The sequence below is a fragment of the Pseudoselenomonas caprae genome (genome assembly GCF_008271345.1).
In the GTDB taxonomy this organism is placed as follows: domain Bacteria; phylum Bacillota; class Negativicutes; order Selenomonadales; family Selenomonadaceae; genus Selenomonas_A; species Selenomonas_A caprae.
In genome coordinates, this window is sequence record NZ_VTOZ01000003.1 from 35990 (window position 1) to 61652 (window position 25663).

Sequence of the window (25663 nt, forward strand, 5' to 3'; positions counted from 1 at the left end):
TGTAGACGATAAAGAAAGTATTCCGGCATGAAGCCGGAGAAGGATAAAGGGAGTTAGTTTATTTCATGCGTATAACGAGAAAGCGGCGTCGTGCCGCAGAGCGGCGCCTGAAGCAGAAGCATCTGCTGACGCAGGGGCTGCGCCGTGGTGCAGGGGTCGTGGCAGCAGGTGCCATGATGATCAGCGGCAGCCAGCATGGCTGGGCATTGCCGCAGGGGGGACAAGTCGCTGCCGGTGCGGCAGAGATTGCGCAGAAGAATGTCGAAATGGCAATCCGCCAGCAGTCACAGAATGCAATCATCAATTGGCAGTCGTTCAACATTGGCGCCAATGAGCGTGTCAATATCTTCCAGCCAAACAGCCAGGCTGCCTTGCTGAATCGCGTCATGGATGGCAATGTGACGCAAATCATGGGGGCATTGCAGGCCAATGGCCGCGTGTTCATCGTCAATCCCGCCGGGATTTTGTTTGCACCTGGGGCGCAAGTCAATGTGGGCTCCTTGGTGGCGTCAACGCTGCAGATCAGTAATGCCGATTTCATGGCTGGCCAGTATGCTTTTGTCAGCCAGAAGGACGGCGGCAAGGTCATCAATAAGGGGGAACTTATTGCTAAGAATCAGGGATTGGTGGCACTGCTCGGCCAGCAGGCGGAAAATGATGGCGTCATCGTGGCCAAGAAGGGCACGGCTGCGTTAGCAGCTGGCGAAGCGATTTCGCTGGATTTCGATGGGGATGGCAAGGTAGCAGTTGTCCCCAGTAAGAACGCAGTAGAGCATGTAGTGACGAATAAGGGCCTCGTCGAAGCCGACGGAGGTCTGGTTTTCATGTCGGCGGCAGCCGGTGAAGCACTTACGGATTCTGTGGTCAATCAAGAAGGTATCGTGCGGGCCCAGAGTCTTGATGGCAAGGGGGGCACAGTGGCTGTCACTGCGTCTGTTGTGAATGCGAAAGCGGGCAGTGTCATCGATGTCAGCGGTGATAATGGCGGCAAGGTAGAAGTCGGCGGCGGCTGGCAGGGGAGCGGCGAGCTAGCTCATGCCAAGCAGGTCATCGTGGAAAAAGGGGCGCAGATCAAGGCCGATGCCACGGCTGAAGACGGTAATGGCGGCGAGGCCGCTATCTGGTCAGATGGAAAGACGGCTTTTCATGGAGATATATCTGCCAAGGGCAAGGGCACTGGTGCTGGCGGCCGGGTCGAGACGTCAGGGCATGAACTCTCGGTTACTGGCCATGTTGAGGCGGCAAGCGAGCAAGGCCAGAATGGACAGTGGCTGCTCGATCCCTACAATGTGACCATCACGGATGGCGGCACAGGCGATGCAGTAGATGGCAATAGCTATACGGCGGCGAAAAGCGATTCGAAGATAGCCAATACCGTGGTGAATGCAGCGCTGCAGGCCAATACGGATGTCAAGATCTCGACGGGCACGGCTGCTGGTGGTGACAATGGCGACATCACCATCAATGGCAGCATACAGAGCAGCGGCAAGAATGCGACGTTGTCGCTGGAAGCGGCTCGCGATATCATCATCAACAAGGATATCACGGGCGAGCAGCTGAATCTTGACTTCAAGTCCAACAGCGGCAACGGTGGTACGTTCATGGGGGGCAAGATCAAGCAGGCTGCAGACTCTACGATTACGACTAACGGGGGAAGTGTCTACTTCCATGGCGGCAATACCGATGATATGGCCCGGGCAACGGTAACCGGGGAAAGCGGCATTCAGCTGGCTGGCACGATAACGACGGCTGGCGGCAATATCACCCTGCATGGTGCGACCAATGAGAAAAATGCCGATGGTGTTCAGATTACCGGTAAAGTAGATGCTGGCGCCGGCAAGCTCGCCATCTTGGCCCATAATGAAGCCGGCGGCAACGGGCTTGCGTATGATGGCACGATGTCCGCCAAGGATATGCAGCTTACGATGGACGCGGCAAAAGGCTCGGGCACGATAACAAGTACAACGGATGCCGATGGCAATAAAGGCACACTTACCATTCAAACGGAAAAGAAAAATGGTGCGATTTCGCTTGGCAGCGGTGCCGGGCTCAATATAACGGATGCTGTGCTAGGGGGCGGCTTTGCGGCGACGCAGATCGGTGCAGCTGACAATGCGGGGATGATTCAGGTCGGCAGTGCGGTCAGCACGACAGGCGACTTGACCTTGTATGGCGGTTCGATTACCGTCGGGGCAGCGCTTACGTCGGATAAGAATATTTCGCTGAAGGCAAGTGACAAAATCACAGGCACAGCGGCTGGCAAGGTCACCGCAGAGGTACTTGATGTGGAAACGCCAGGCGATGTCCGATTAAGCACAGATGTCGCGCTCCTTACGGGCAAGGCCAATAGCTTTGACATTACCAATACCAGTACGAGCCAGACGAAGCATATGACTTTGGGCGCTGAGGATATGAAGCTGACGGCTGCGAAGGATATTTCTATTAAATCCAGCGGGATTTTGACTTCGGTAGCGGGCGCTATTCATTCCGATGCGGGTGATATTACGCTCAAAGCAGATTCCTTTGACCTGGCGGATGATTCCATCCAGGGCAAGGGGAAACTTACGATTGATACCTTGACGCCCGGCAAGAGCTTCGGTGTGGGGGTTGATACTGGCGATGTGAAATTAGCAGGCGTCGGGTTTGCCGCCGAAGGTTTTTCGGGCATTCAGTTTGGCAGCAAGGATACTGGTGCTATCCGTATCGGCACGCTTAACGTAAAAGATGCGGTATCCTTTACCTCCGGCAGCTCCATAACAGTTGCGGGCCAGCTATCGTCGAATGGCAAAGACATGGCCTTTACAGCCGAGGGCGCGGATGGCTTTCAGCTGGAAAATGGCAGTGTGCTGGAAGCCGGGGCAGCAGATATCGCTATCCAGGCAGATAAGCTGACGCTGGCGGGCGCGTTTTCAGCGCAGAATACGGGCACTTTGTCTTTTTCGCGCAGAAGTACAGATGCCTATACGATTGGCGGCAATGATGCCTCGAGCTACATAACCGATGAGAGCCTCCAAAAGATAGGCGATACGTTTAAAAATATCATTATTGGCACGGAAAGCGGCGGTGCTGTAACGCTGGCGGATATTACTAAGCCACCGGCTTATCTGACGGTAAAATCCGGCAGCACGGCGACGGTTACCGGAACGGTCAAAGCAAACTCGCTGGTGCTGGCGGCAAAAGAAGGCATTCAGGAAAATGGCGGCAGCATCAAGGCCGAATCCCTGCTGCTGCAGGGCGGCAAGGCCGACCTTACGGGAGCAGGCAATGAAATCCAGAACCTGGCTGCTGACGTTTCCGGTGCGCTGGCGGTAAACAGCAGCGCAGATATGACCATTGGCCAGGTGGAAGACCGCAATGCTGAGAAGGTAGTGAAGAAAGAAGGAATCACCACCAAAGGCGGCAGTGTCAAGATTACCATGGATGCCGATAAAAAGCTGACCATGGGGACGATCGATGCCGGCAGTGCCAATATCACGATTTCCGCGGATTCGATTGCCAAAGGGACGAGCACAGGCAAGGTGACGACGAGCGGCAAGGTGCAGCTCTATACGACTACGGCGGAGAAGACGATTGCCATTGACACCGAGGAGCATGCGGGTGCTATGAATATCACCAGCGACTCGTTTGCCAAGGGCGCATTCAGCAATTCCTATGGCGAGCTTATCATTGGCCGCCGGACCGATGAGCAGGATGGCAGTTCGCAAAAGGGCAAGGTCATCATCAAGCATACGAATTTCAGCTCGAAGACGACGGTGCGCACGGAGAATCAAGTCGAATTTGCCGACAGCAATATCGTGGGCGGCGATTTGACGGTTCATGCGACGGGATTGCAGCTGGATAAGGACAGCACGACCGATATCAAGAATCACAACCTCAATCTCAATCTGACGGACAGCCTGGATTTGGGCGAAGGTGTTATCAATGGTTCGGGCAAGCTCAATATCACGACGCCGGAAGGAAAGAATATCTATCTGGGCGGTACGGATTTTGCCATGCCAGCAGCTGAAGACAATGGGTATAAAATCGGCTATGGTACGGTCAATTCCAACCTGACAGGTTTCAGCGATTTTGGCATCACGACGAAGGAGAATGTCTATCTTTATGCAGGCGGTATCGATAAATCGGTTAAGATTGCTGGAGCCAAAGGCATCCATGTTGTCGAGGATGTTACGCTGGGAAGCGCAGATCCTGCGGCGGCGACGGAGCTTACGCTGAATAGTGCTGCTGGTACGATTGACGTGGCAGCGGGCAAGACGCTTACCATCAATGGCGCCAATACGGTTGTCCATGCTGCGGCAAAGGAAATCAAGCTGGCTGCTGGTGCCAAAATCGAAGCCAAGGCTGAGATGGCAGGCGCAGCTGCAGGCAAGGGCAGCGTTACGCTGACAGCTGATGCGCTCGAATTGGGCAAGGGCGCCAAGATCGATGGCGGTGCTGGCAGCTTTACCTTGCAAACGGACAAGCTGACGGTGGATCGCGCTGACAGCGTGACCAATATCGAGGGCAAAGGCAAATTGACGCTGGCTACGAAAAGCGCTGCGGCGAAGATGTTTGTGGAAAACGAACTGACTACGGCGGAAAATGGCTTGCATGTCACGGCTGCAGATATCAATGGCGGTGTCTTTGGGGCTGGCTTTACGGAGCTTTCGCTGGGCAATGAAAAGGGAACTGGTACCCTGACGATTGATAGCGTTGCTTTTAAAAATAGCTTGACGCTGCAGAATGGCAGCAGCGGGGCCATCGTCTTCCAAGGCAAAAACAGCGTGGCGGCTGGCCAGGCGGTGACGCTCAAAGCTGGCAGCATCCGCAATGCGGCTGGCGGCAGTTTTGAGGCCCAAAGTGGCCCTGCCGGAGCTAGCCAGCTCAACATCTATACGAATGATTTGAGTAAGCTTACGGGCACAGCTGGCAATACCATCCGCGGAACGGGAACGCTCGGACTGTCGACTTATGATGGCACGACGGCTATCCATATTACCAAAGACGCTCAGGCTGGTGGCTTGAATCTCTATGATGCGCTGCTCAATGGCACGGGGGCCTTTGCAGACACGTTCAGTGCGTTTGCCATCGGCAACGACACACAGCAAAGCATCACGGTCAGCGGTGGTACACTGGCGAAGCCGACTACGCTGACTACCAGCGCGGAGGGCAAGATTACCGGCAGTGGTCTGCAGGCGGCGCATGTTGCCTTTGTTGGTGGTGACGTGAAGCTTACGGGCGACAATATCATCGGTACGGTCGCGGCCAATGTAAGGAGCCTGTCGCTGGAAGAAACCGCAGGCAAGCAGCTGACGGCCGGCGAAGTAAATGGCGTCAAGGGAATCGCGGCAACTAGTGGCGACATCGAGCTCACAACAGACCAGTTCGATATCGCTGGCGATGCCAAGTTGTTGGGCAAGGGCAAGCTGACGATTGCGCAGAAGACGGAAGGCGTCGCCTTGAATATCGGCGATAATGCCATCAAGGATCATGGCGCCGGTGCCCTCAATATCAAGTCGGAATGGTTTGTCGGCCACGATAAGAATCCGGCCATAGCGGATGGGTTCAGTCATATCTATCTGGGCGGCGGCTATGGCGATGCCAATATCGACTCTTCGACGGACCTGCATTTCCTCGATCCCACGACAGTGCGCTCTGGTTTTGAAGAAGCGGTAACGAAATCCAAGACGACGACCATCAGCGGCAAGACGCATATCCATTTGGCTGGTACCGATGGCATCGAGTTCATGGCGCAAAAGTTCAAGATGAACGGCACGAGTACCATCGAGACCGAAAGCGGTGATATAAGCATTACGGCTGATGAAGTCGAACTGGCCAGCAATTCTTCGACGGGAACCATCATGACCGGCACGCAGGGCACTGTGAAAGGCGGTCAGCTCAACATCAAGACGCTGGATGAGAATCGCAGCATCAAAGTCGGTACATTTAACGGCCAGATTGCGGTAGATGCGCTCTATCTTGACTCGTCATATTTTGACGCGTCCTCGACAACGCGTATCTTCGCCAAGGGCTTTGATGCCATCAATATCGGCCGCGGTGCCGGTAAGGGCAGCTATGAGCAGTCTGGCAGCATCACCTTCGAAGATACGGTCAATGTCATCCAAGGGTATAAGAATTCCAATGCGGCGGTGAAAATCAGCGGCAAGATGTCCTTTGGCGAGAAAGATTACAACATCCGCAGCCAGAATGTCGTCCTTTCCGGGGCCGATATCGAAACGACTACGGGTAATGTCAACATCACGACGAACAGCCTGACGAATGATACGAGCCAGGGAAGAAACAGCATCAAGACCACCCAGGGTGGCAAGCTGACGCTCGATACGTTTGATAAGGAGCAAGAAATCCATATCGGCAAGACGGGCACGCCTGGCCTCGATATCGATAAGGAATGGTTCGATACCGATACGACCACGGAAACCTCGATCTTCCATGGCTTCAATGAAATCAACTTTGGTGGCGAGGATCACACGGGAAATATTTCTGTCAATGGTTTTGAAGTGCCGAAAGCCGATGGTACGAAGCCGAGCGTGGTAAATATCACGAACCAGGGCGATGTCACCCAGCAGGAAAATGGTGGCGGCCTCGTGGCAGATAAAGTGACGATTGCCGCTGGTGGCAACGTGGACTTGACGAATTCCGAAAACCACATCCAAGAAATCGGCGATGTGACGGGTAAGAAGATTGACATCAAGAACAACACGTCAACAAGCAGCAAGACAACAGGAACGACTACCATTACGGGACATATCCAGGGTGAGACGATTACGGTCCAGACGGATGGAAGCATCAAGATTGACTCGTCCGGCAGCCTGGAGTCTACGTCCGGCGGCGTGACAATTGACGCAGGCAAAGGTCATTTCATCAATGAAAATACCAATCCGGGCAGTCAAGTGATAAAGACGCCGGATTCGCAGCGCTGGATTATCCATACGGATAGTCCGGAAGGTGATAATCCAGGGACACTTGTGCCTGATGGCATCCGCTACAATACGCAGGATGATAAAGAGGTCAAGAACCCGACGGGCAAGGACTATGGTTGGGATAAGAATGTCATTGCTTATACGAAGCCGCTGGTCGTCAATGTGACATCGGAACGCGTTTACGGCGACGGAAATGCGAATTTCATCACTGGCGATGCGTTCAAGGCGGAAAATGCCGATAAGGAGCATAAGGGCACGGCAACGGAGCAGGCAAAGTATGCTAAGCTGCTGGAAGATCTGCGCAACAATCCGGATAAATCCTATAAGTGGGATGATAAATTGACACCGGCAACAGCTGTGAATACAGCAGGCGGGCCGGCCGCTGGGGCCATTTATGGCAACGCCAAGGAAGGCGGCATTGCCGGGAAGAACCGTCAGATCGAATACGTGGGAGACAATAACCTCAACGCTACGGTCAATATTGATTTCAAGATTACACCGCGTACCGTAACGGTAACCGCTGCCAATGATACGAAGACATATGATGGTAAGGCATATACCAGCAATGAGAATGGCAACGGTCAGGTGACCTATGAAAATATCTATACAGAAGACAAAAATGCGGAAGGGGGATTCAAGAAAGGCATCATTACGGGCGGCAGCATCCGCTATGGTACGGCACAGTCTGGCAAAACGTCGGCCGAAGGTGCCAAAGATGCTGGCAGTTATGCCATTGGCATTCAGGACAGCGACCTTACATCCAATGGCAACTATGTATTCGTCTATCAGGATGGTACACTTACCATTGACAAGCGCAAGCTGGCAGTGAGCGCTGGCGATGTGCAGAAAGTCTACGGTACCGACGATCCGTCGTCGGTGGCCGGGACCGTAACCGGCGGCAGCCTGGCTGATGGCCAGCAGTCGCGGCTGGATATCCAGACGGCGGGGCAGAAGTACCAGAATGTCGGTGAGACCACAGCCGTAACGGTCAATAAAGTGACCATATTGGATGAAAATGGCGAAGATGTCACCAAAAACTACGACATCACGCAATCGGATGGTGTCTTAAAAGTTACGCCGCGTGATGTCATTGTCACGGCGGCAGATTATGAACGCGTCTATGGACAGGGTAACGACCAGCTTGAACCGGTTGGCCGTGCTGGCTATACGGTCGGCGCAGCCATTGATACGGCAGACGAGCATACCGGCCTGGTAAACGGCGATACGCTTACGGCTGTTACCATCAGCAAGGATGTGACGGGAATCGACGCGCTGACCGATGCCGGCACTTATGCGGGCACTATAAAAGCAGCGGGCGGAACCATCACGCCAGGAAAGGCCCAGAATTACCACATCATCTATAAGGATGGCAATCTTGTCATTCACAAGAAGCAGGTTGTAGTAAAGGCGGTGGATGATAGCCGCAAATACGATGGAACTTCCTATACTGGCGGCAATGGTGTTACCTATGAGGGCTTCCTGCCTGACCAGGATATCACCAATATTGCCGGTAAGTCCGGTGCAATCAGCTACGGCAAGACTGCGGACACAGGGCAGGAAAATGCCCAAGGGGCTGTGCATGCTGGCAGCTATGCAATCGGTATCCAGGGCAGTGACCTTACGGCGAAGAATTATGAGTTTGCCTATGAAGATGGTAATCTGACAATCACGCCGCGCCAGGTCAAGGTCAAGGTGGAGAATGGTTCACGCGTCTTTGGCCAGCCCAATGACGTAGTCAAAGTGACTGGCCATGCCGTTGATGAAGCAGGCTATGATGGCCTGCTGGTCGGGGATTCCTTTGCGGACTTTTCGATAACCTCGGCAGCTGATGATAAAGCAAACGTCGGCGACTACTCCATGCAGGTCAAGGAGGCAAGCTTGTCAAAGGACAGCAAGAGCTGGAGTACGGACTATCATGTAACGGCGGATCCTGGCAGATTGACGATCACGCCACGCGAAGTATGCATCACAGCTGGTTCAGCTTCCCGCAGCTACGGGGAGGAGAATCCCGTGGTCAAAGCGTACACAGTAGAGCGCGGCGACAGCCGCACGACGCGAGGCCTGTTGTTTGGCGATGCGCTGGCGGATGTCACGCTGTACTATGATGCAGGCATCACACCGGCAACGGAACAGGGAAGCTATGCAGGCGTCATTCACGCCAATAAGGATTGGAAATTCCAAGGAACAAGCGTAGACAACTATCGCTTTGTATATGCGCCAGGTGACCTGACAATCACGCTTGGTGGCTTGCGCCCTGGCTCACCGGAGCACATTGGTGTAGAAACCAGTACAACGGTTATTACGCCGCGCTTGACGGAACCGGTTGATACGGAGGTGGATTCGCCACAGGGAACGAGGCAACCTGTGCCAGCAGTAAGTCCAGGCAACGTTGCGACGGGAGAGCATATTCCAAGCATTGACACGGCCGCGCCAGCTATTGACGTGCCGGTCAATACGAAGGGGACGATGGCTCAGCCGGATACGGTGGTCATCAAGACTGGCGGGGACAAGCCAGCCGCGTCATCGTTCCAGTCCAATCCGGATGGTTCGTTTGGCTTGACGCTGCAGGCTGATGCCGGGCCGTTGGAAGGTGAGGAGATCCGTGTGGCTGGTTATATGGAACACGGCGGGCAGAGTGAGACGCCGGGCGCAATCCCGGTGCTGTATACGGATGGTGCGGCGAAGAAGCTCGATGGCATTTACATCATCAATTATGCTTCGGACAAGCTGACCATCATGCCGTCAGCCCAGAAGGTCACGATTCCAGAACCTACGGAGATACGCCGGGAGTCAACCAGCAAGTATGACTTCATGTACCAAAGCCGTGAGGGCAGTTATGATGTCAGCTACGGCAATGGCATTGTGGCAATCTATCCGCAGGATGAGGATTCGCGAAAAGTACTGACCGATGACAGCAAAAAGGCTGGCCGCACCGTTCTGTCTGCCGGCATCTTGTCGGCTGTGCAGAATCTTGGTGTCATGCCAGATCAGATCCGGGCAGTATATATGTTCACAAAAATCGTCTAAGGTAAAAACGACGCCACATTCGGGTAGTACCGAATGTGGCGCCGTTTTTTATTGTCAAAAGGCGCTGACCAGTCAAGTTGACTTGTCAGCGCCTGTAACTTCTTTTGGTGGAGATGAGGAGAATCGAACTCCTGTCCGAAAATACTGATCCATGGATCTCTCCGAGCGCAGTTTGTGGTTAGATTTAAGAAATCAGCCATCCACAAACAAACGGCATCATTCCGATCTCGATGAGAGTTCCCGTAAATGCCTCCGAGAATTGGCACTTAGGTATCCCGCTGTTTGCCCCTTATCCATCCTCGCGGGAGAAGGACGGACAGGGGTTAGCCTTAAGCGGCTAAAGCGTAATCTTCGTTAGCTTTTATATTTAAATAAAAGTTTTCACCTTACTGACGGGTTGATGACCCCCCGGCTCGCTATCCACAGAGCATATATCCCCGTCGAGACCATTACATCCCCACGTAATATGTGCTCCTGAGAGCATTATTCTATTGTGCTATATATTATAGTTAGGTAGTATGTGTTTGTCAAGGAAAAAAGAAGCCGCTGCAGGGAATTTCTGGTAGACAAAAAGCGGGGAAAAGGCATATAATGAAGGGCGGGAATTTTTCAGGCAGATTCCCGTTGACTATGAAAGAAAGGCTGGTGAGGAAAATGGACGATCACCCTGGAACGGCAGACCCTAAACGATGCAAGTTCAATACCATTGGGGAAGGTGCGCCATTTTCCTGCCCGCTGCGATGAAGCTGGCTGGCGATGGTGCTGTTTCCTCATGAAGAAAGGAGACATTCAGCCATGCTTCAGATTTACAAATCGCTGGAGAGCGGCCCTTTGCAGGAGCTCACCTTGAAGACGCTGGAAAAGGGTGCCTGGATCAATATCGTCGATCCGACGCCTTATGAGCTGAAGGTGGTCAGCAATCTGACCGAAGTCGATCCGGACTTTCTGCGTTCCGCACTCGATGATGAGGAGCGTTCGCATACGGATATCGAGGACGACTCGGTCATGGTCCTGACCAACGTTGCAGTCTGCCGCGGGCAGGACAGTTATGATGCCCTGCCGCTGGCTATCATCGTCACGGAGGAGTACATCATCACCGTCTGCCTCGAGGAAACGCCAGTCATGGCCGAGTTCAACGAGCGCACGGCGAAACTGTTCCGTACTTATAAGAAGACGCGCTTCCTGTTCCAGATTCTGTATAAGTCCATGACGTTCTATCTGCGCTATCTACGTCAGATCAGCAAGCTGTCCGATGATATTGAGAACCAGCTGCGCCATGATATGAAGAACAGCGAGATCCTGCGCTTGCTTGAGCTGCAGAAGGGCTTGACGTATTTTAATGCGGCTATCCGCTCGAATGGTGCGGTGCTCGACAAGCTGCTGCGCATGCGCAACAATCCGCAGCTCACGCCGATCCTCAAGGCATATGATGAGGACGAGGATCTGCTGGAGGATGTCATCATCGAGAACAAGCAGGCCAAGGAAATGGTGGAGATGTATAGCAAGATCTTGGCACGCATGGCCGATACGTTCACATCCATCATTGCGAATAATCAGAACCTCGTGATGAAGTTCTTAGCGGCAATGACAATCATCATCGCTATCCCGACTGTCGTTTCGAGCTTCTTTGGCATGAATGTGCCAGTGCCTTTTGCCGACGATGGCCATGGGTTCTTGTATGTCATGATCATTGCCTTTGGCATCAGCATCTCGGGTGCTTATGCTTTGTGGAAGAAAGATATGTTTTGAGAGGAAGCTGCCCTATGATGGTCGAGTCGAAGCTGAAAGCCGGTGTGATATTCGGAGACACGGTGAATCAGGAATATGTGTATATGCCCGGCAGTGAGGTTGGCATGGCACAGCCTATCTGTGTCTATGAGTCTGAGGGCAGCCGCGCGGATGTCGATATGCAGGAGGCTCTGCGGCTGGTCCGTGTGCGCAGCCTGCGCCCGGCCAAGCATCCCTTGCTGGGAGATAGTTCCTGCTGAGGATAGGACAATAAAAAAGAAGTTTTTGGCTGACAGAGTATTTCTGTCAGTTTTTTTGTGTGCGCGGAGCAGGAATCTTTTCAGCAAAGTAGAATTAAGCAGGTAAGACGGAATATTCGAACGATAGGGACTAGGGAGGGAGAGTATATGTTTTTCATGAAGTCTGTGCGCGGCAAACTGACCGCCTTGTTCGCAGCGGTCAGTGTGGTAGCGACACTTGCTGTAGGTGGTTATTTCATCTATACGACCATTGCGGATAACGATAAGCTGGTGGCTGAATACCGGCAGGAATTGGCCGAGCATTATGACCGGGAACTGCGGCTCCAGACGGAGGGCGTAGTCTCGTCGCTCAATGGCATCTATGCGCGGCAGCAATCGGGGGAACTGACCGAGGAGCAGGCCAAGAGCCTGGCTCTCGATGTCATCCGCTCCGTGCGTTATGATGAGGGAAAGGGCTATTTCTTTGCCGATGAGAAGAATACAGGCATTTGTGTAGCCCATGCGGCATCCAAGGAATCTGAGGGACGCATGCGCCGGAATGACAAGGATCCCAATGGCGTTCCTTATATGGAAGATATGTTCAAGGTAGCCCAGAATGAGGGTGGCGGTTTTGTGGATTTCTCCTATCCGAAACCGGGAGAGAAAGAGTCCCTGCCCAAGCGCAACTATGTGCTGGAGTTCAAACCGTACCAGTGGATTGTAGGAACAGGTTCCTGGATTGACTATATCGATGCGGAAGCTGCCAAGTATACCAAGGAGATGCAGGAGAAGCTCTACCATAAGGTCCTCATCTCGTCGATCATCATCGTAGTGGTCTCCTTGATCATGGCGATGCTGGGTGTCAAGATTGCGCAGAGCTTCGGTGATCCCATCAGTTTCGTGACAGGGCGTCTGCAGAAATTCGCCCAGGGCGATTACCGGCAGGAGCCGGTCAAGCAGGAATATGTTGACCGCGAAGATGAGATTGGCCAGATGATCGATATCCTCAGAGTGCTGGGCGGCAATATGCGCCAGCTGATGGGGGCAATCCGCGAATCGGCTGAACAGGTGGCTAGTGATGCTGCCCAGCTCAATGAGATGACCGCGCAGTCGGCGTCGGCCAGTCAGCAGGTAGCTGACTCGATCACGGATGTAGCCGGAGCTACCAACAAGCAGCTCATGGCAGTCGATGAGGCTTCGCAGTCGATGGAGACGCTCCTGGAGCGCATCGGCGGCATGGCACATAATGCGCGCCGGGCTGCAGTAGAGACGCAGCAGGCAACCGAAAAGGCACAGAACGGCAATCAGGTCGTCACCCGTACGGTCAGGGATATGGCCCGCTTGAGTGAAGTGGTCGGCGAGTCGGCCAAGGTGGTCAACAGCCTTGGCGAGCGGTCGGATACGATCGGGCGTATCACCGATACGATTTCGGGCATTGCTGAGCAGACGAACCTGCTGGCGCTCAACGCTGCTATCGAGGCAGCCCGCGCCGGTGATGCCGGCCGTGGCTTTGCGGTGGTAGCAGATGAGATCCGCAAGCTGGCCGCACAGTCGGAGGAGGCTGCCAGCCAGATCGCAAGCCTTATCGGGCAGATCCAGCAGGAGACGCAACGGGCTGTCACCAGCATGCATGAGGGCACGGACAACCTGGCTACTGCGAAGGAGAGTGTCGAGGAGACGGGCCGTGAGTTCAGTGGCATCGTGGAGCTGGTAGAGAAGATCGCCAACCGTTCCCAGCAGATTGCCAGTGCATCGAAGGAAGCTACGGATAGTGCTGAGGCTTGCCAGACTGCCATCCGGGATATCGAGGGAATGAGCCGCAGCGTGGTGGCCAATTCCGAGACGGTATCAGCGGCAACCGAGGAACAGTCAGCTTCGGTACATGAGATGAATACCAACAGCTCTCAGCTGGCCAAGATGGCTGGCATGCTGCAGGATGAAGTGCAGAAATTCAAGGTATAAGGTATGCCTGCCCGAAGTGGTTGTTGCCAGGCGGCTTCGGGCAGGGATCTTTATCATATTGTGATGTGTTTTATATTCCAGGAGGTATGACTATGAGCAAATACGCAGGGACCCAGACTGAGAAGAACTTAGAGGCGGCCTTTGCCGGGGAAAGCCAGGCACGCAACAAGTACACGTATTATGCATCGCGCGCCAAGAAGGATGGCTTTGAGCAGATTGCGGCACTGTTCTTGAAGACAGCGGACAACGAAAAAGAACATGCGAAGATGTGGTTCAAAGAACTCCATGATGGGATGCCAGACACGGAGACGAATCTGAAGGATGCTGCTGATGGCGAGAACTATGAGTGGACGGATATGTATGCAGGTTTTGCCAAGACTGCCGAGGAAGAAGGCTTCAAGGAGCTGGCGGCGAAATTCCGCATGGTAGCTGAAATCGAGAAGCATCATGAGGAACGCTATCGTGCCCTGCTGAAGAACATCGAGATGCAGGAAGTCTTCCAGCGCAGTGAAGTCAAAGTATGGGAGTGCCGCAACTGCGGCCATATCGTGGTCGGTACCAAGGCACCAGAGCTTTGCCCGGTATGTGCGCATCCGAAGAGCTATTTCGAGATTCACGCTGAGAACTATTGACCCCTTCGTAGTTCCGGCGACAACAAAAGGCTGGCAGTTGTTTACTGCCAGCCTTTTGCTTACTTGGTGAGTGTTATGGTCTCGATATGTTCGCCGTCTGTCGTGCAGCCTGTCAAGGTGAGCTCTTGGGCGGTGGCGTGCAAGCGCAGATAATGAGGCGGTGTTGGCTGATAGATAGCACTGCGGTCATAGGTCCTGTCGTCTGGCACCGGGTAGTAACGGTTGCCTGCGGGACCACTCAGAACGTAGAAGGGGCCATCGTCCGCTGGCTGCAGGTCCTTTATATGGCCACGGCTGCGGTAGGTGTGCATGTGACCGGTCAGGACAAGGTCGATGCCGAGCTCGTCGAATACCGGCATGAATGCATGGCCGATGTCACTGATGCCGCCTTTTTGTTGGGTGCCGAGCTGGTATTCGTCGTAGGCCAGGATGTCCTTGTGCATGAGGACGACCTGCCAAGGCTGATGGCGCCTGTTGGTATCCTGCTTGAGCCAATGCAGCTGGCGTTCGAGCAGACCGGGCAGCAGCTCGTGCAGTTCGAGTTCCTGCGTATTGAGGACGATGAAGTGTACGGGGCCATAGTCGAAGGTGTAAAAGCTGCCTTGGAACTTGGCGCTGTTGTTGGTTGGCAAAGCGAAAGAAGCAAGATAGCGGCGGGGCAGGCAGAATTTCCAGTCAAGCCCGTAGCATTCGTGGTTTCCCATGACGGGGACGAGTGGATGCTGCTCGGGGATGGTACCCATGGCAGCGAAGAAGTTGTCCCAGTGCCAGTCGGATTGGCCGTTGTCGGTAAGGTCACCGACGATGGCAGCGAATTGGCTCTCGGGATGACGCTGCCAGGCTGTCTGGAATGTCTGCTGCCATATATCATAGCTGCCACTGCATTGCGAGTCGCAGAAGATCAGCGCAGAAACTTCGGTGCGATTTGCTGGCTCTGTCTTGAACTGATGCCAGCGTGTGGCGCGCTCGCCTTGGATGATGCGGTATTCGTAGCTGGTATCCGGGGCCAGTTCTGTCAGTGTGACAGAACTGAAGAAAACAGCCAGCTTGTCTTCGAAGAGCGAGGTGGTAGAGGCGGCCACTTGCTTTGTGGCGCGTATCTGGCCGGCCGGCCGGTATTCGAGTGCGCAGCCGCTCAGGTTGGCGTTGGCCTGCCACATGATGGTGCGGGATGATGCCGCATCGGCTGTGATGATGTGCCGCAGGAATTTCAGCGGCACCGTACCATCGGCCGCTGCGGCAGCTTTTTGCAGCCAGGCTTCGAGTCCCAGCAGGATGGCAGCCTGCCCGCAGTATTTCAGGAATTTCCGGCGAGTGATGTCCATGATGTTCATCTCCTGTGTTCCTCGGCGGCCGCTTTGCGGGCGGCGCTGCGTTCATACCACCAGGCACCGGCGATCAGGATGATGGCAAAGAGGATGACAAGGATCATGCGTGTGGGATCTTCCTGATGGGTAAGCGCATCGTGTCCGATGATGGCCTCGATGCCGGTGGAAGGGAATTTGCCGACAAGCGAGGCGATGACATAGTCGCGGAAGCTCATGGCCGAAAGCGCACCGATGGCGTTGAGCATGACGGAAGGGAAATATGGTACCATGCGGGCGATGAGCATGACGACAAAGCCGCGCTTGCCGCTGTACTTGTCGAGGTTGGAAAGGGTTTTGTTCTTGCTGATGATCTTCTCGGCTGCGTCGCGGAAGAAGAAGCGCAGCAGGATGAAACTGATGGCAACGCCGACAGTCTCAGCGACGACTGACAGGACAATGCCCCAGAAGATGCCGAAGATCAGCGTATTGGCCGTCGAGAAAATGATGGCTGGCGGAAAGCCGAGCGCGTTGACGAAGAGCGTCAGCAGGAAGCTGAAGAGAACGGCCCAAGGCCCGAAGGAGGCGATGTAATCAGCGGTTTCCAAGATATCGCCACGAGCCAGCAAGCCAAACATATGCGGCAGGAATGCCGGATTTATCAAGTGGATGATGACAAAGAGCAGGAAGATGGCCAGCGCGGCACCAGCTTTTACCATGCCCATAGACTTTCGAATTTGCAAGAAAAATTACCTCCTGTAGCCGTGAATCGACTCTATTATATCATTAAAAATGACTTGTCAGCTGAAAATAAACTGAGGAAACTGTCATTTTTGATTTGCCTGTGCTAAAATAGAATTGTTATACTATGGGAAAGGTGAAGGTTCATGACAGCAAGAACAGGCAGGCAGTATATTGGTGCAGAGGTACAGGCAGGGCTGGCTATGGCCGGCTCAGCGTTGGCCGGTTTCATCGTTGTGCCGTCGCTGCTCTTCCAGCTGGGCATGGACTTTGCCGGTGCCTATACAGCCTATGCTGTGATGGCCATAGCAGCATCCCTGCTGATGGGGTGGCTGCGGCAGCCATTGATGCTGCTGCCCTCCATAGCGGTCAGTACGTATTTGGTCTATCTGGTGGGGATTTCGCAGGGCCTGAGCTGGCAGCAGCTCTTGGGGGCCTGCCTGGCAGCAGCCGTCACCGGCCTGTTGCTTTGCCTCAGTCCGTTGCGGCGATGGTTTGCAGATGCCGTGCCGCAGGAGGTCCGGCGGCTTTTGCCTGCGGGGTTGGGGGTGATGCTCATCCTGGCAGGGCTGACACAGGGGCGCATCATTGTGCGCTCGGCTTGGTCAGTCACGATGCTGGGGAACTTCCAGGATCCGCTGGCTTATCTGGGCCTGACGGGCATCATGGTGACGATGGTCATGGTGGCACTGAAGCTGCGTGGGGCCCTGTTTTGGGGCATGGTTGTCACGGCGGTTGTGGCCTTGGCAGAAGGCTTCTGGGTTGTTCCCGCCGCGCCGTTCATGCAGCCAGCCGGCTGGGATCAGGCGGCTGGGCAGCTGACGCTGCTGCCAGGAAGTGAGACTGCCTTAGGGCATATGCTGGCTGCGGGGGTGACGCTTCTCATCGTGCTGGCCAGTATGAACTGGCTGGCAATCGAGGCGCTGGTGCCGCCCGCAGATGGCCGCTGCCGCCTGCTACCCATGACTTTTGCTTTGAGCGCCGTGGGGGCGCTGGCTGGCTGCCTGCCACTGGTCGTCTCGCCGCTATCCGCAGCAGGGACTGTGGCGCGGGCAGGAAGGCTGGCAGCTTGGAGTGCGGCACTGCTGTTCCTGGCAGCGTTGTTCTGTGAGCCGCTTTTGGCAGCGATGGCAGATTTTCCTGTCATGGTTGTGCCGGTGCTCGTGGGGACAGGGCTGCTGCTGTTGCAGCAGACGGTACAAAGCTTGCAGCAGCGGCCGCTGGCATGGGATTTCTCCGCGCTGGGCGCAGCTGTCTGCCTGCTGCTTTTGATGCCGCTGGCAAATAATATCACAGCTGGCCTGGGGGCCGCATTCATCAGCTGGTGTGTGCTTCGGGTTTGTGAGAGGGGCTGGCGCGTCGTTCCGCTGGCTTCATGGGGACTGGCAGCGGTGTTTGCCGTGTATCTTGCTTATGCGGCTATCTGATGAAGAGATGTAAGATGAATGATTCGAATGATTTAAGGAGTGTACTTTTTCGTGGAATTTAATCGTTATCCGAGAGTTATTGCTGCGGGGACGCTGGTGGGGCTGCTGACGCTGGCACTGCCTGCGTCCGGCCAGGCGGCACGTCATGTGAGCGATGCTTCCCTGCCAGCAACCAGAGTGGCTACGGAGCGCACGGTGAACAGCGGCAGCAGCCAGGCAGTTGCCCGCAATGTCACGCAGGAGTTGTCGTTTCAGGAGCGCATCGATGCGATTCTAAAACAACATGAAGAAGAGGCAAAAAAAGAAGCAGCTATACCGCAGACGGTGTCTGCCTATGATGACTCAATCATAGGTACCGCGCTGGCCAGCCAGCAGCAGTGCGTGGACTATCTGCTGAGTGTCAATCCCAACCCAGATATCTCGGTCACGCCGCAGCAGCTGGTCTCGTATTATTACGAGGAAGGCGCCCGGGAAGGCATCCGTCCGGATGTCGCTTTTGCGCAGGCCCTCAAAGAGACAGGCTTTTTTCGCTATGGTGGCACGGTGACGTCGGATCAGAACAACTACTGTGGCCTGGGGACGACGAGCAGCCAGGTCAAGGGGGCGTATTTCAACTCGGCGCAGATGGGCGTGCGTGCACAGATCCAGCATCTGCTGGCCTACGCTTCGACCCGGCTTCCGAACGAGCCGGTGGTCGACCCGCGCTACAATCTGGTGCGTTCCTCCTATGGTGAGCGCACCCTCAAGAGCTGGCCAGAGCTCAATGGCCGTTGGGCTGTGCCTGGCTATACCTATGGGCAGAGCATCATGAGCATCTTCCGTGCGATGCTGGCCCAGTAACGATCCTGTAATAGTTTATTCATTTATATAGAGAAGGGAATTTAAGACGAAATGATTACAACCAACAATGTGAGCCTTCAGTTTGGCAAGCGCGTCCTGTATAAGGATGTCAACCTCAAATTCACGCCGGGCAACTGCTATGGCATCATCGGCGCGAATGGTGCCGGCAAATCGACCTTTTTGAAGCTGCTGGCCGGTGATATCGAGCCGACCGGCGGTCATATCGAGATCACGCCGGGTGAGCGTCTGGCTGTGCTGAAACAGGATCACTATGCCTATGATGAGTATGAGGTACTGCGTACCGTAATCATGGGCCATAAGCGTCTGGTCGAAATCATGGACGAAAAGGATGCTCTGTATGCAAAGCCGGATTTCAGTGAGGAAGACGGCATGAAAGCTTCGGAGCTTGAGGCGGAGTTCGCTGAGCTCAACGGCTGGGATGCTGAGTCGGAGGCAGCCCGCCTGCTCAATGGCCTTGGCATTCCGGAGAATGAGCATTCGATGAAGATGTCTGAGCTCACGCCGACGGAGAAGGTACGCGTCCTGCTGGCACAGGCATTGTTCGGCAATCCGGACATCCTGCTGCTTGACGAGCCGACGAACCATCTCGATGTCGAGTCCATCAACTGGCTCGAAAACTTCCTGGCTGATTTCGAGAATACAGTCATCGTCGTATCCCATGACCGTCACTTCCTGAATCAGGTCTGCACCTATATCTGCGATGTTGACTTCGGTGAGATCAAGCTCTATGCCGGCAACTATGACTTCTGGTATCAGTCGAGCCAGCTGGCTCTGCAGCTGCAGAAAGAGCAGAACAAGAAGGCCGAGGAGAAAATCAAGGAATTGCAGGCCTTCATTGCCCGCTTTGCTGCGAACGCGGCTAAATCCAAGCAGGCTACGAGCCGTAAGAAATTGCTCGACAAGATCCAGGTGGAGGACATCAAGCCTTCGTCTCGCCGCTATCCGTACATTGCTTTCACGCCAGACCGCGAGGCCGGTGACCAGCTGCTGCAGGTCGACGGCATCTCCAAGACGGTTGATGGTGAGCAGGTGCTCAAGAATGTCAGCTTCACGCTTAAGAAGGGCGACAAGGTTGCTTTTGTCGGCCCGAATGGCATCGGCAAGACGATGCTGTTCAAGATCCTCATGGGCGAGGAAGAGCCGGATGAGGGTACGTTCAAGTGGGGCGTCACGACGTCGCAGGCGTACTTGCCATCGGATAACAGCGAGTACTTCGATGGGGTAGACCTCAGCCTGGTGGATTGGCTGCGCCAGTATTCCAAGGACCCGGATGAGACGTTCGTACGCGGCTTCCTGGGCCGTATGCTCTTCTCCGGTGAGGAAAGCCTCAAAAAGGCATCGGTACTCTCGGGTGGTGAGCGCGTGCGCTGCATGCTGTCGCGCATGATGCTGTCGGGTGCCAATGTATTGCTGCTCGATGAGCCGACCAACCATCTCGACCTTGAGTCGATCACAGCCCTCAATAATGGACTGATTGCCTTCAAGGGCACGGCGCTGTTCGTTTCCCATGACCATGAGTTCGTGCAGACCATTGCGAACCGTATCATCGATATCACGCCGGATGGTGTCGTAGATCGTGTCACGACGTATGATGACTTCCTTTCCAATGAGACGGTCAAGCAGCAGCTGGCTGAGAAGTACAAGAAATAAGCAGATTTCAGGTGAAGGGAGTCTGACGCCGTGCTGGGAGATTTCTTTCAAAACAAAATAGATGATGCTGGTGCCACGGCGCGACTGCGGGAAATGGTGGCAGTGCTGCGCAAGCGCGATGTTGTCCGGGGGGTGACGCCGGACAAGCTGCGCTTGATATTGGAAGATCTGGGGCCGACTTTTGTCAAGCTCGGACAGGTCATGAGCATGCGTCCGGATTTCCTGCCGCCAGAGTACTGTGATGAACTCATGAAGCTGCAGACTTCGGCTAAACCACTGCCGTTTGCTGTTATCCTTGAGGTCATCGAGCGCGAGTATAATCGCCGCTGGGACAAGGTGTTCTCGTATATCGACGAGGAGGCCTTGGGCTCGGCCAGTATCGCCCAGGTGCATCGGGCGGTGCTGACGACTGGCGAGAAGGTCGTCGTCAAGGTCCAGCGGCCAGGCATCTACGAAATCATGAGCAAGGATATCGTCCTGCTGAAACGGGCGGCAACGCTCCTCAAGGTGGTGAGCCGTTCGCAGGATGTGATCGACTTCAACATGGTCCTCGACGAGATGTGGACCATCGCCAAGCAGGAGATGGATTTTTTCATCGAGGCGGACCATATTGCTGAGTTTGAGCATCTGAACCGGGATGTGGACTATGTTTCCTGTCCGCAGGTATACCGGCAGCTTTCGACGCAGCATATCTTGGTGATGGAATCGGTCGAGGGCATCCAGATCGATGACTTCGAGCAGCTGCGGTCCCGTGGCTACGATGTGAACCAGCTTGGACGGCGCCTGGGCGAGAACTATGTCAAGCAGATCATCGAGGATGGTTTTTTCCATGCTGATCCGCATCCAGGCAATATCTGGATCCGCAATGGCCGGATCGTCTGGCTGGACCTCGGGATGGTCGGGCGCCTTTCGGGGCGTGACCGTACGGCAATCCGCAAGGCCGTCTATGCGCTGGCTACCCACGACGCCTTTGAGCTCAAAGCTGCTGTTTTGGCTTTGGGGCTCGTGCGCGGCAAGATCAACCATACGATGCTCTATCAGGATATCGATGCGATGCTGTCACAGTACAGCACACTTGATTTCAGTGAGTTGCAGATGGGGGTGCTGACGCGTCAGATCATGAATCTCATGCGCGTGCACCATATCGGCTGTCCGCAGGGGTTGTCGATGTTTGCGCGTGGTGTGCTGACGATTGAAGGCGTCATGCGGCTTTGCTGTCCTAAGGTAAGTTTTGTAGAGATCTTTGCCAAGAGTCTGGCGGTTGATTATAAAAAGAATTTCAATTGGCGTGACGAGGTAGAGAAAGCGAAACGTGAGGGCATGATGCTGCTGCGTAAATCCGCGCAGCTGCCGGAGCAGATCTCGGACATCCTGAAGATGACCATGAGTGGTCAGACAAAGGTGAATCTGGATGTGACCGGCTCAGAGGAACCGTTGCGCAAGTTGGATCAGATGATAAACAAGATTATCCTGGCAGTGCTGGTAGCGGCATTGCTGCTGGGCTCTAGTACGATATGTACGACACAGATGACGCCGAAGATCATGGAAATCCCCCTGTTGGGATTCGTAGGGTATTTGATTGCGTTCATATTGAGCATCCGGATTATCTGGGAAATACACAAAGGTCGCTGAAGAGGAGGTTGTCAATATGAGAGGAATACGTGGAGCAATCACAGTAGGAGAAAACAAAAAAGAAGAGATCTGGCAGGCAGCGAAGATGCTGTTGTCCCAGATCCTGCGTCGCAACAAGGTGAAGCCGGAAGATATCGGTGCATGCATATTCAGCTCTACCAGCGATATCACAGCAGGTTTCCCTTCGACGGGCGCCCGCCAGATGGAAGGTTTTGACAAGGTGCCTCTGTTTGACACGCGGGTACCGGAGGTCGATGATTCGATGGAGCGCTGCATCCGTGTGCTGCTGCTGGTGGATTCGGAGCTCAAGCAGGCGGAGATCCAGCATGTGTACATGGGGAAAGCACAAGAACTGCGCCCGGATCTGCGCAATTTCTGACATAAGGCAGAAGTGTTTACAAACGAAAGCATATGGTTTTTATTCTGATATCATAAAAGTAATTAATGGAAATGGCGTAAAATACTGTACTTTTTCATTCGAATCTAGTAGAATGGTGTGTGGATAAAAAACATTCGAGTGATAAGGAGAGATACACTTTGAGTAACATCGATACGACTTGTGTCAACGCCATTCGTGTATTAGCTGCAGATGCCATCCAGAAGGCCAATTCTGGTCATCCGGGCCTGCCGCTGGGCAGTGCTGCCATGGCTTACGAACTGTGGGCCAACCATATGAACCACAATGGCAAGAATCCGGAATGGGCTAACCGCGACCGTTTCATCCTTTCGGGTGGTCATGGTTCCTCGCTCCTGTATTCGCTGCTCCATTTCTTCGGCTATGGTCTGACGATGGATGACATGAAGCAGTTCCGTCAGGATGGTTCGCTGACCCCGGGACATCCGGAATATGGTCATACGGTTGGTGTAGAAGCAACGACTGGCCCGCTGGGCGCTGGCATGGCTATGGCTGTGGGCATGGCTATGGCCGAGGCACACTTGGCTGCCGAGTTCAACCGTCCGGGCTATGACGTTGTCGATCACTATACGTTCGTGCTTGGCGGCGACGGCTGCATGATGGAAGGTATCTCTTCGGAGGCGTTCTCGCTGGCTGGTACGCTTGGCCTGTCCAAACTGATCGTACTCTATGATTCGAATAAGATTTCGATCGAGGGCGATACGGACATCGCGTTCACGGAGAATGTTCAGGCTCGTATGGCAGCTTTCGGTTTCCAGACGATCACGGTCGAAGATGGCAATGACCTTGAGGCCATCGGCAAGGCAATCGAAGCAGCGAAAGCCGATAAAGAGCATCCGTCCTTCATCACGGTCAAGACGCAGATCGGTTATGGCTGCCCGGCAAAACAGGGGAAAGCCAGTGCTCATGGCGAACCTCTCGGCGAGGAGAACGTCAAGGCTCTCAAGGAGAATCTTGGCTGGCCAGAGCCGGATAAGGCATTCAACATCCCGCAGGATGTTTATGACCATTATCAGGAACTGGCAAAACGCGGCGCTGAGGCTGAGGCAAAGTGGAACAAGCTCTTTGCTGAGTATTGCACGAAGTTCCCGGAAGAGAAGGCTCGCTGGGAGAAATTCCATGCACCAGTTGATGCTGAGGCTCTTCTTGCTAATGAAGAGTTCTGGGCATATGAGGACAAAGCTCAGGCAACGCGCAATCTGTCTGGCACGATGATCAATCGTCTCAAGGATATGGTTCCGCAGCTCATCGGCGGCAGTGCTGACCTGGCACCGTCGAACAAGACGATGATGAATGGCGAGAGCGATTTCAGCAAGGACAACTATGCTGGCCGCAATCTCCACTTCGGTATCCGTGAGCTTGCCATGGCAGCTATGGCCAATGGCATCACGCTGCATGGTGGCCTGCGCACGTATGTCGCTACGTTCTTCGTATTCAGCGACTACACGAAGCCGATGATGCGTCTGGCTTCGCTGATGCATATCCCGGTCACTTACGTCCTGACGCACGACAGCATCGGCGTTGGCGAGGATGGCCCGACTCATGAGCCGATCGAGCAGCTCTCCATGCTCCGGGCTCAGCCGAATCTCAACGTATTCCGCCCGGCAGATGCTACGGAGACAGCCGCTGGCTGGTACCTGGCCATCACGGCTGACAAGACGCCGACGGCGCTGGTACTTACCCGTCAGAATCTGCCGCAGCTGGCAGGCTCGAGCAAAGAAGCACTCAAGGGTGCATATGTCGTATCCGAGGCGAAGGATGCAGCGAACATGGATGGTATCCTGATGGCATCGGGTTCGGAAGTTTCGCTGGCTGTAGATGCTCAGGCTGAGCTGGCTAAAGAAGGCCTCGATGTCCGCGTTGTTTCGATGCCGTGCATCGATCTCTTCGAGCAGCAGAGCGCTGAGTACAAAGCCAGCATCCTGCCGAAGAATGTCCGTGCCCGTGTTTCGGTTGAGGCCCTTTCGGACTTCGGCTGGGGCAAATATGTAGGCCTTGATGGTGCATCGGTCTGCATGGAAGGCTTTGGCGCTTCGGCTCCTGGCCCGCAGCTCTTCAAGAAGTTCGGCTTCACGGTTGAGCATGTTGTTGAGGTAGCGAAAAAAGTTATTGCTGACAATAAATAAGCAAGAGTAGATCCTGTATACGGCAGGGAGAGAGTAGCAGAGACGGAAAATCCGTCTCTGCTATTATTTTTGTCTATCAAACATGGACAAAATCATGGGTTTTGAAAATAATAAAGCAAAATGATACGCTAGGTAGCGTGTGCACGTGAATCTTTATAAATAAAGTGTTGACAAGCATTTTTGCTGGTGCTAATATATAGAAGTGCCTGATTCAAGAGCATGATTTAGTGATACAGGGGAGTGAAAACAATGACACTGGATACACTGAAAAATGCCAATCGGGTGATTGGTATCAAGCAGGTTACCAAAGCTGTGAAGCGCGGGAATGTCCAGAACGTATTCGTCGCTGACGATGCGGATGATCGTGTCATCGAGCCGCTGGAAACGCTGTGCAGGGAATGTGAAGTTCCGGTAGGGCGTGCAGAGACGATGCAGGAGTTGGGACAGGCCTGCGGCATCGAAGTCGGTGCGGCAGCTGCGGCAGTCCTGAAGTAAGTTTCTAGTATATTTGTTAAAAACTTCAGAGCTTGCTTTGAGGTTTTAATAAATAATAAATTCTCAATATGAAGGAAGGAGGTGCATGTATGCCTACTATCAATCAGTTAGTTCGTAAGAGCAGAAAGAGCATGCAGGAGAAGTCCAAAGCACCAGCACTCAAGAATTGCCCGCAGAAACGTGGTGTTTGCACGCGTGTTTACACGTCTACGCCGAAAAAGCCGAACTCGGCACTGCGTAAGGTAGCTCGTGTTCGTCTGACGAATAGCATCGAGGTTACCGCATACATCCCAGGCATTGGTCATAATCTTCAGGAGCATAGTGTTGTTCTGATCCGTGGCGGTCGTGTCAAGGACCTGCCAGGTGTTCGTTACCACATCATCCGCGGTTCGCTCGATACTGCCGGTGTGCAGGATCGTGCTCAGGGCCGTTCGAAGTACGGTGCGAAAAAAGCAAAGAAAAAATAACACAGCTTCGTAAATGAAGACTATGATAAGGAGGTAA

General features: G+C 54.2%; 15 protein-coding genes and 1 other RNA gene. 13 read left to right on the top strand and 3 right to left on the bottom strand.

The annotated features are described in order from the left end of the window. The first annotated feature begins 65 nt into the window (after positions 1-65). Complete coding sequence (locus tag FZ041_RS01900; protein ID WP_149188350.1) at positions 66-9947, top strand: two-partner secretion domain-containing protein; 9882 nt, start codon at positions 66-68, stop codon at positions 9945-9947. A 105-nt stretch (positions 9948-10052) separates the two neighbouring features. Here FZ041_RS01900 and ssrA read toward each other — a convergent pair. Next, positions 10053-10406: a transfer-messenger RNA gene (gene ssrA / locus FZ041_RS01905) on the bottom strand. A 336-nt stretch (positions 10407-10742) separates the two neighbouring features. On the opposite strand from ssrA, the gene FZ041_RS01910 reads away from it, so the two are divergent. The 4 genes from FZ041_RS01910 (at position 10743) to rbr (ending at position 14508) form a co-directional block, all read left to right on the top strand. Further along, on the top strand, positions 10743-11696 hold the full coding sequence (locus FZ041_RS01910; RefSeq protein ID WP_149188351.1) for a magnesium transporter CorA family protein: 954 nt from the start codon (positions 10743-10745) through the stop codon (positions 11694-11696). A gap of 14 nt (positions 11697-11710) precedes the next feature. Next, on the top strand, positions 11711-11935 hold the full coding sequence (locus FZ041_RS01915) for a hypothetical protein (protein WP_075441418.1): 225 nt from the start codon (positions 11711-11713) through the stop codon (positions 11933-11935). Positions 11936-12082: 147 nt separating this feature from the next. Next, a complete protein-coding gene (locus FZ041_RS01920) occupies positions 12083-13876 on the top strand; it encodes a methyl-accepting chemotaxis protein (RefSeq protein ID WP_149188352.1) in 1794 nt (597 codons plus the stop codon). Positions 13877-13968: 92 nt separating this feature from the next. Then, the gene (rbr, locus tag FZ041_RS01925) at positions 13969-14508 is read left to right on the top strand and encodes a rubrerythrin (protein ID WP_075441422.1); all 540 of its coding nucleotides are present in this window, start codon (positions 13969-13971) and stop codon (positions 14506-14508) included. A 59-nt stretch (positions 14509-14567) separates the two neighbouring features. On the opposite strand, the gene FZ041_RS01930 is transcribed toward rbr, so the two are convergent. Both FZ041_RS01930 and FZ041_RS01935 read right to left on the bottom strand, forming a co-directional pair. Then, the gene (locus tag FZ041_RS01930) at positions 14568-15833 is read right to left on the bottom strand and encodes a purple acid phosphatase family protein (RefSeq protein ID WP_187626277.1); all 1266 of its coding nucleotides are present in this window, start codon (positions 15831-15833) and stop codon (positions 14568-14570) included. Between the two features lie 5 nt (positions 15834-15838). After that, entirely contained in the window at positions 15839-16531 is a 693-nt protein-coding gene (locus FZ041_RS01935; protein ID WP_149188399.1) for a TVP38/TMEM64 family protein, read from the bottom strand. Positions 16532-16699: 168 nt separating this feature from the next. On the opposite strand from FZ041_RS01935, the gene FZ041_RS01940 reads away from it, so the two are divergent. The 8 genes from FZ041_RS01940 (at position 16700) to rpsL (ending at position 25626) form a co-directional block, all read left to right on the top strand. After that, entirely contained in the window at positions 16700-17980 is a 1281-nt protein-coding gene (locus tag FZ041_RS01940; RefSeq protein ID WP_149188354.1) for a hypothetical protein, read from the top strand. 51 nt (positions 17981-18031) lie between these two features. Next, positions 18032-18820 (top strand): glucosaminidase domain-containing protein, encoded by a 789-nt coding sequence (locus FZ041_RS01945; protein ID WP_439653958.1) that lies wholly within the window; start codon positions 18032-18034, stop codon positions 18818-18820. A 51-nt stretch (positions 18821-18871) separates the two neighbouring features. Further along, the gene (locus FZ041_RS01950) at positions 18872-20491 is read left to right on the top strand and encodes an ABC-F family ATP-binding cassette domain-containing protein (RefSeq protein WP_075441428.1); all 1620 of its coding nucleotides are present in this window, start codon (positions 18872-18874) and stop codon (positions 20489-20491) included. Positions 20492-20584: 93 nt separating this feature from the next. Then, positions 20585-22123: an ABC1 kinase family protein gene (locus FZ041_RS01955; RefSeq protein WP_082336093.1), complete on the top strand. Its 1539-nt coding sequence runs from the start codon at positions 20585-20587 to the stop codon at positions 22121-22123. Positions 22124-22139: 16 nt separating this feature from the next. Then, a complete protein-coding gene (gene aroH / locus FZ041_RS01960; RefSeq protein WP_075441432.1) occupies positions 22140-22502 on the top strand; it encodes a chorismate mutase in 363 nt (120 codons plus the stop codon). 158 nt (positions 22503-22660) lie between these two features. Further along, positions 22661-24664 carry a transketolase gene (gene tkt / locus FZ041_RS01965; protein ID WP_075441434.1) on the top strand — a complete coding sequence of 668 codons (2004 nt, stop codon included), beginning with the start codon at positions 22661-22663 and terminating at the stop codon, positions 24662-24664. A gap of 249 nt (positions 24665-24913) precedes the next feature. Then, a complete protein-coding gene (locus FZ041_RS01970) occupies positions 24914-25159 on the top strand; it encodes a ribosomal L7Ae/L30e/S12e/Gadd45 family protein (protein WP_075429299.1) in 246 nt (81 codons plus the stop codon). Between the two features lie 89 nt (positions 25160-25248). Continuing rightward, positions 25249-25626, top strand: coding sequence for a 30S ribosomal protein S12 (rpsL, locus tag FZ041_RS01975; RefSeq protein WP_075429297.1), 378 nt, complete (start codon positions 25249-25251; stop codon positions 25624-25626). The last annotated feature ends 37 nt before the right edge of the window (positions 25627-25663 follow it).

What these genes read in the sequence shown, in the direction of transcription:
- FZ041_RS01900 (WP_149188350.1), top strand. Translation starts at nt 66, where the DNA reads ATGCGTATAACGAGAAAGCGGCGTCGTGCCGCAGAGCGGCGCCTGAAG.
- FZ041_RS01910 (WP_149188351.1), top strand. Translation starts at nt 10,743, where the DNA reads ATGCTTCAGATTTACAAATCGCTGGAGAGCGGCCCTTTGCAGGAGCTC.
- FZ041_RS01915 (WP_075441418.1), top strand. Translation starts at nt 11,711, where the DNA reads ATGATGGTCGAGTCGAAGCTGAAAGCCGGTGTGATATTCGGAGACACG.
- FZ041_RS01920 (WP_149188352.1), top strand. Translation starts at nt 12,083, where the DNA reads ATGTTTTTCATGAAGTCTGTGCGCGGCAAACTGACCGCCTTGTTCGCA.
- rbr (WP_075441422.1), top strand. Translation starts at nt 13,969, where the DNA reads ATGAGCAAATACGCAGGGACCCAGACTGAGAAGAACTTAGAGGCGGCC.
- FZ041_RS01930 (WP_187626277.1), bottom strand. Translation starts at nt 15,833, where the DNA reads ATGGACATCACTCGCCGGAAATTCCTGAAATACTGCGGGCAGGCTGCC.
- FZ041_RS01935 (WP_149188399.1), bottom strand. Translation starts at nt 16,531, where the DNA reads ATGGTAAAAGCTGGTGCCGCGCTGGCCATCTTCCTGCTCTTTGTCATC.
- FZ041_RS01940 (WP_149188354.1), top strand. Translation starts at nt 16,700, where the DNA reads ATGACAGCAAGAACAGGCAGGCAGTATATTGGTGCAGAGGTACAGGCA.
- FZ041_RS01950 (WP_075441428.1), top strand. Translation starts at nt 18,872, where the DNA reads ATGATTACAACCAACAATGTGAGCCTTCAGTTTGGCAAGCGCGTCCTG.
- FZ041_RS01955 (WP_082336093.1), top strand. Translation starts at nt 20,585, where the DNA reads ATGGTGGCAGTGCTGCGCAAGCGCGATGTTGTCCGGGGGGTGACGCCG.
- aroH (WP_075441432.1), top strand. Translation starts at nt 22,140, where the DNA reads ATGAGAGGAATACGTGGAGCAATCACAGTAGGAGAAAACAAAAAAGAA.
- FZ041_RS01970 (WP_075429299.1), top strand. Translation starts at nt 24,914, where the DNA reads ATGACACTGGATACACTGAAAAATGCCAATCGGGTGATTGGTATCAAG.
- rpsL (WP_075429297.1), top strand. Translation starts at nt 25,249, where the DNA reads ATGCCTACTATCAATCAGTTAGTTCGTAAGAGCAGAAAGAGCATGCAG.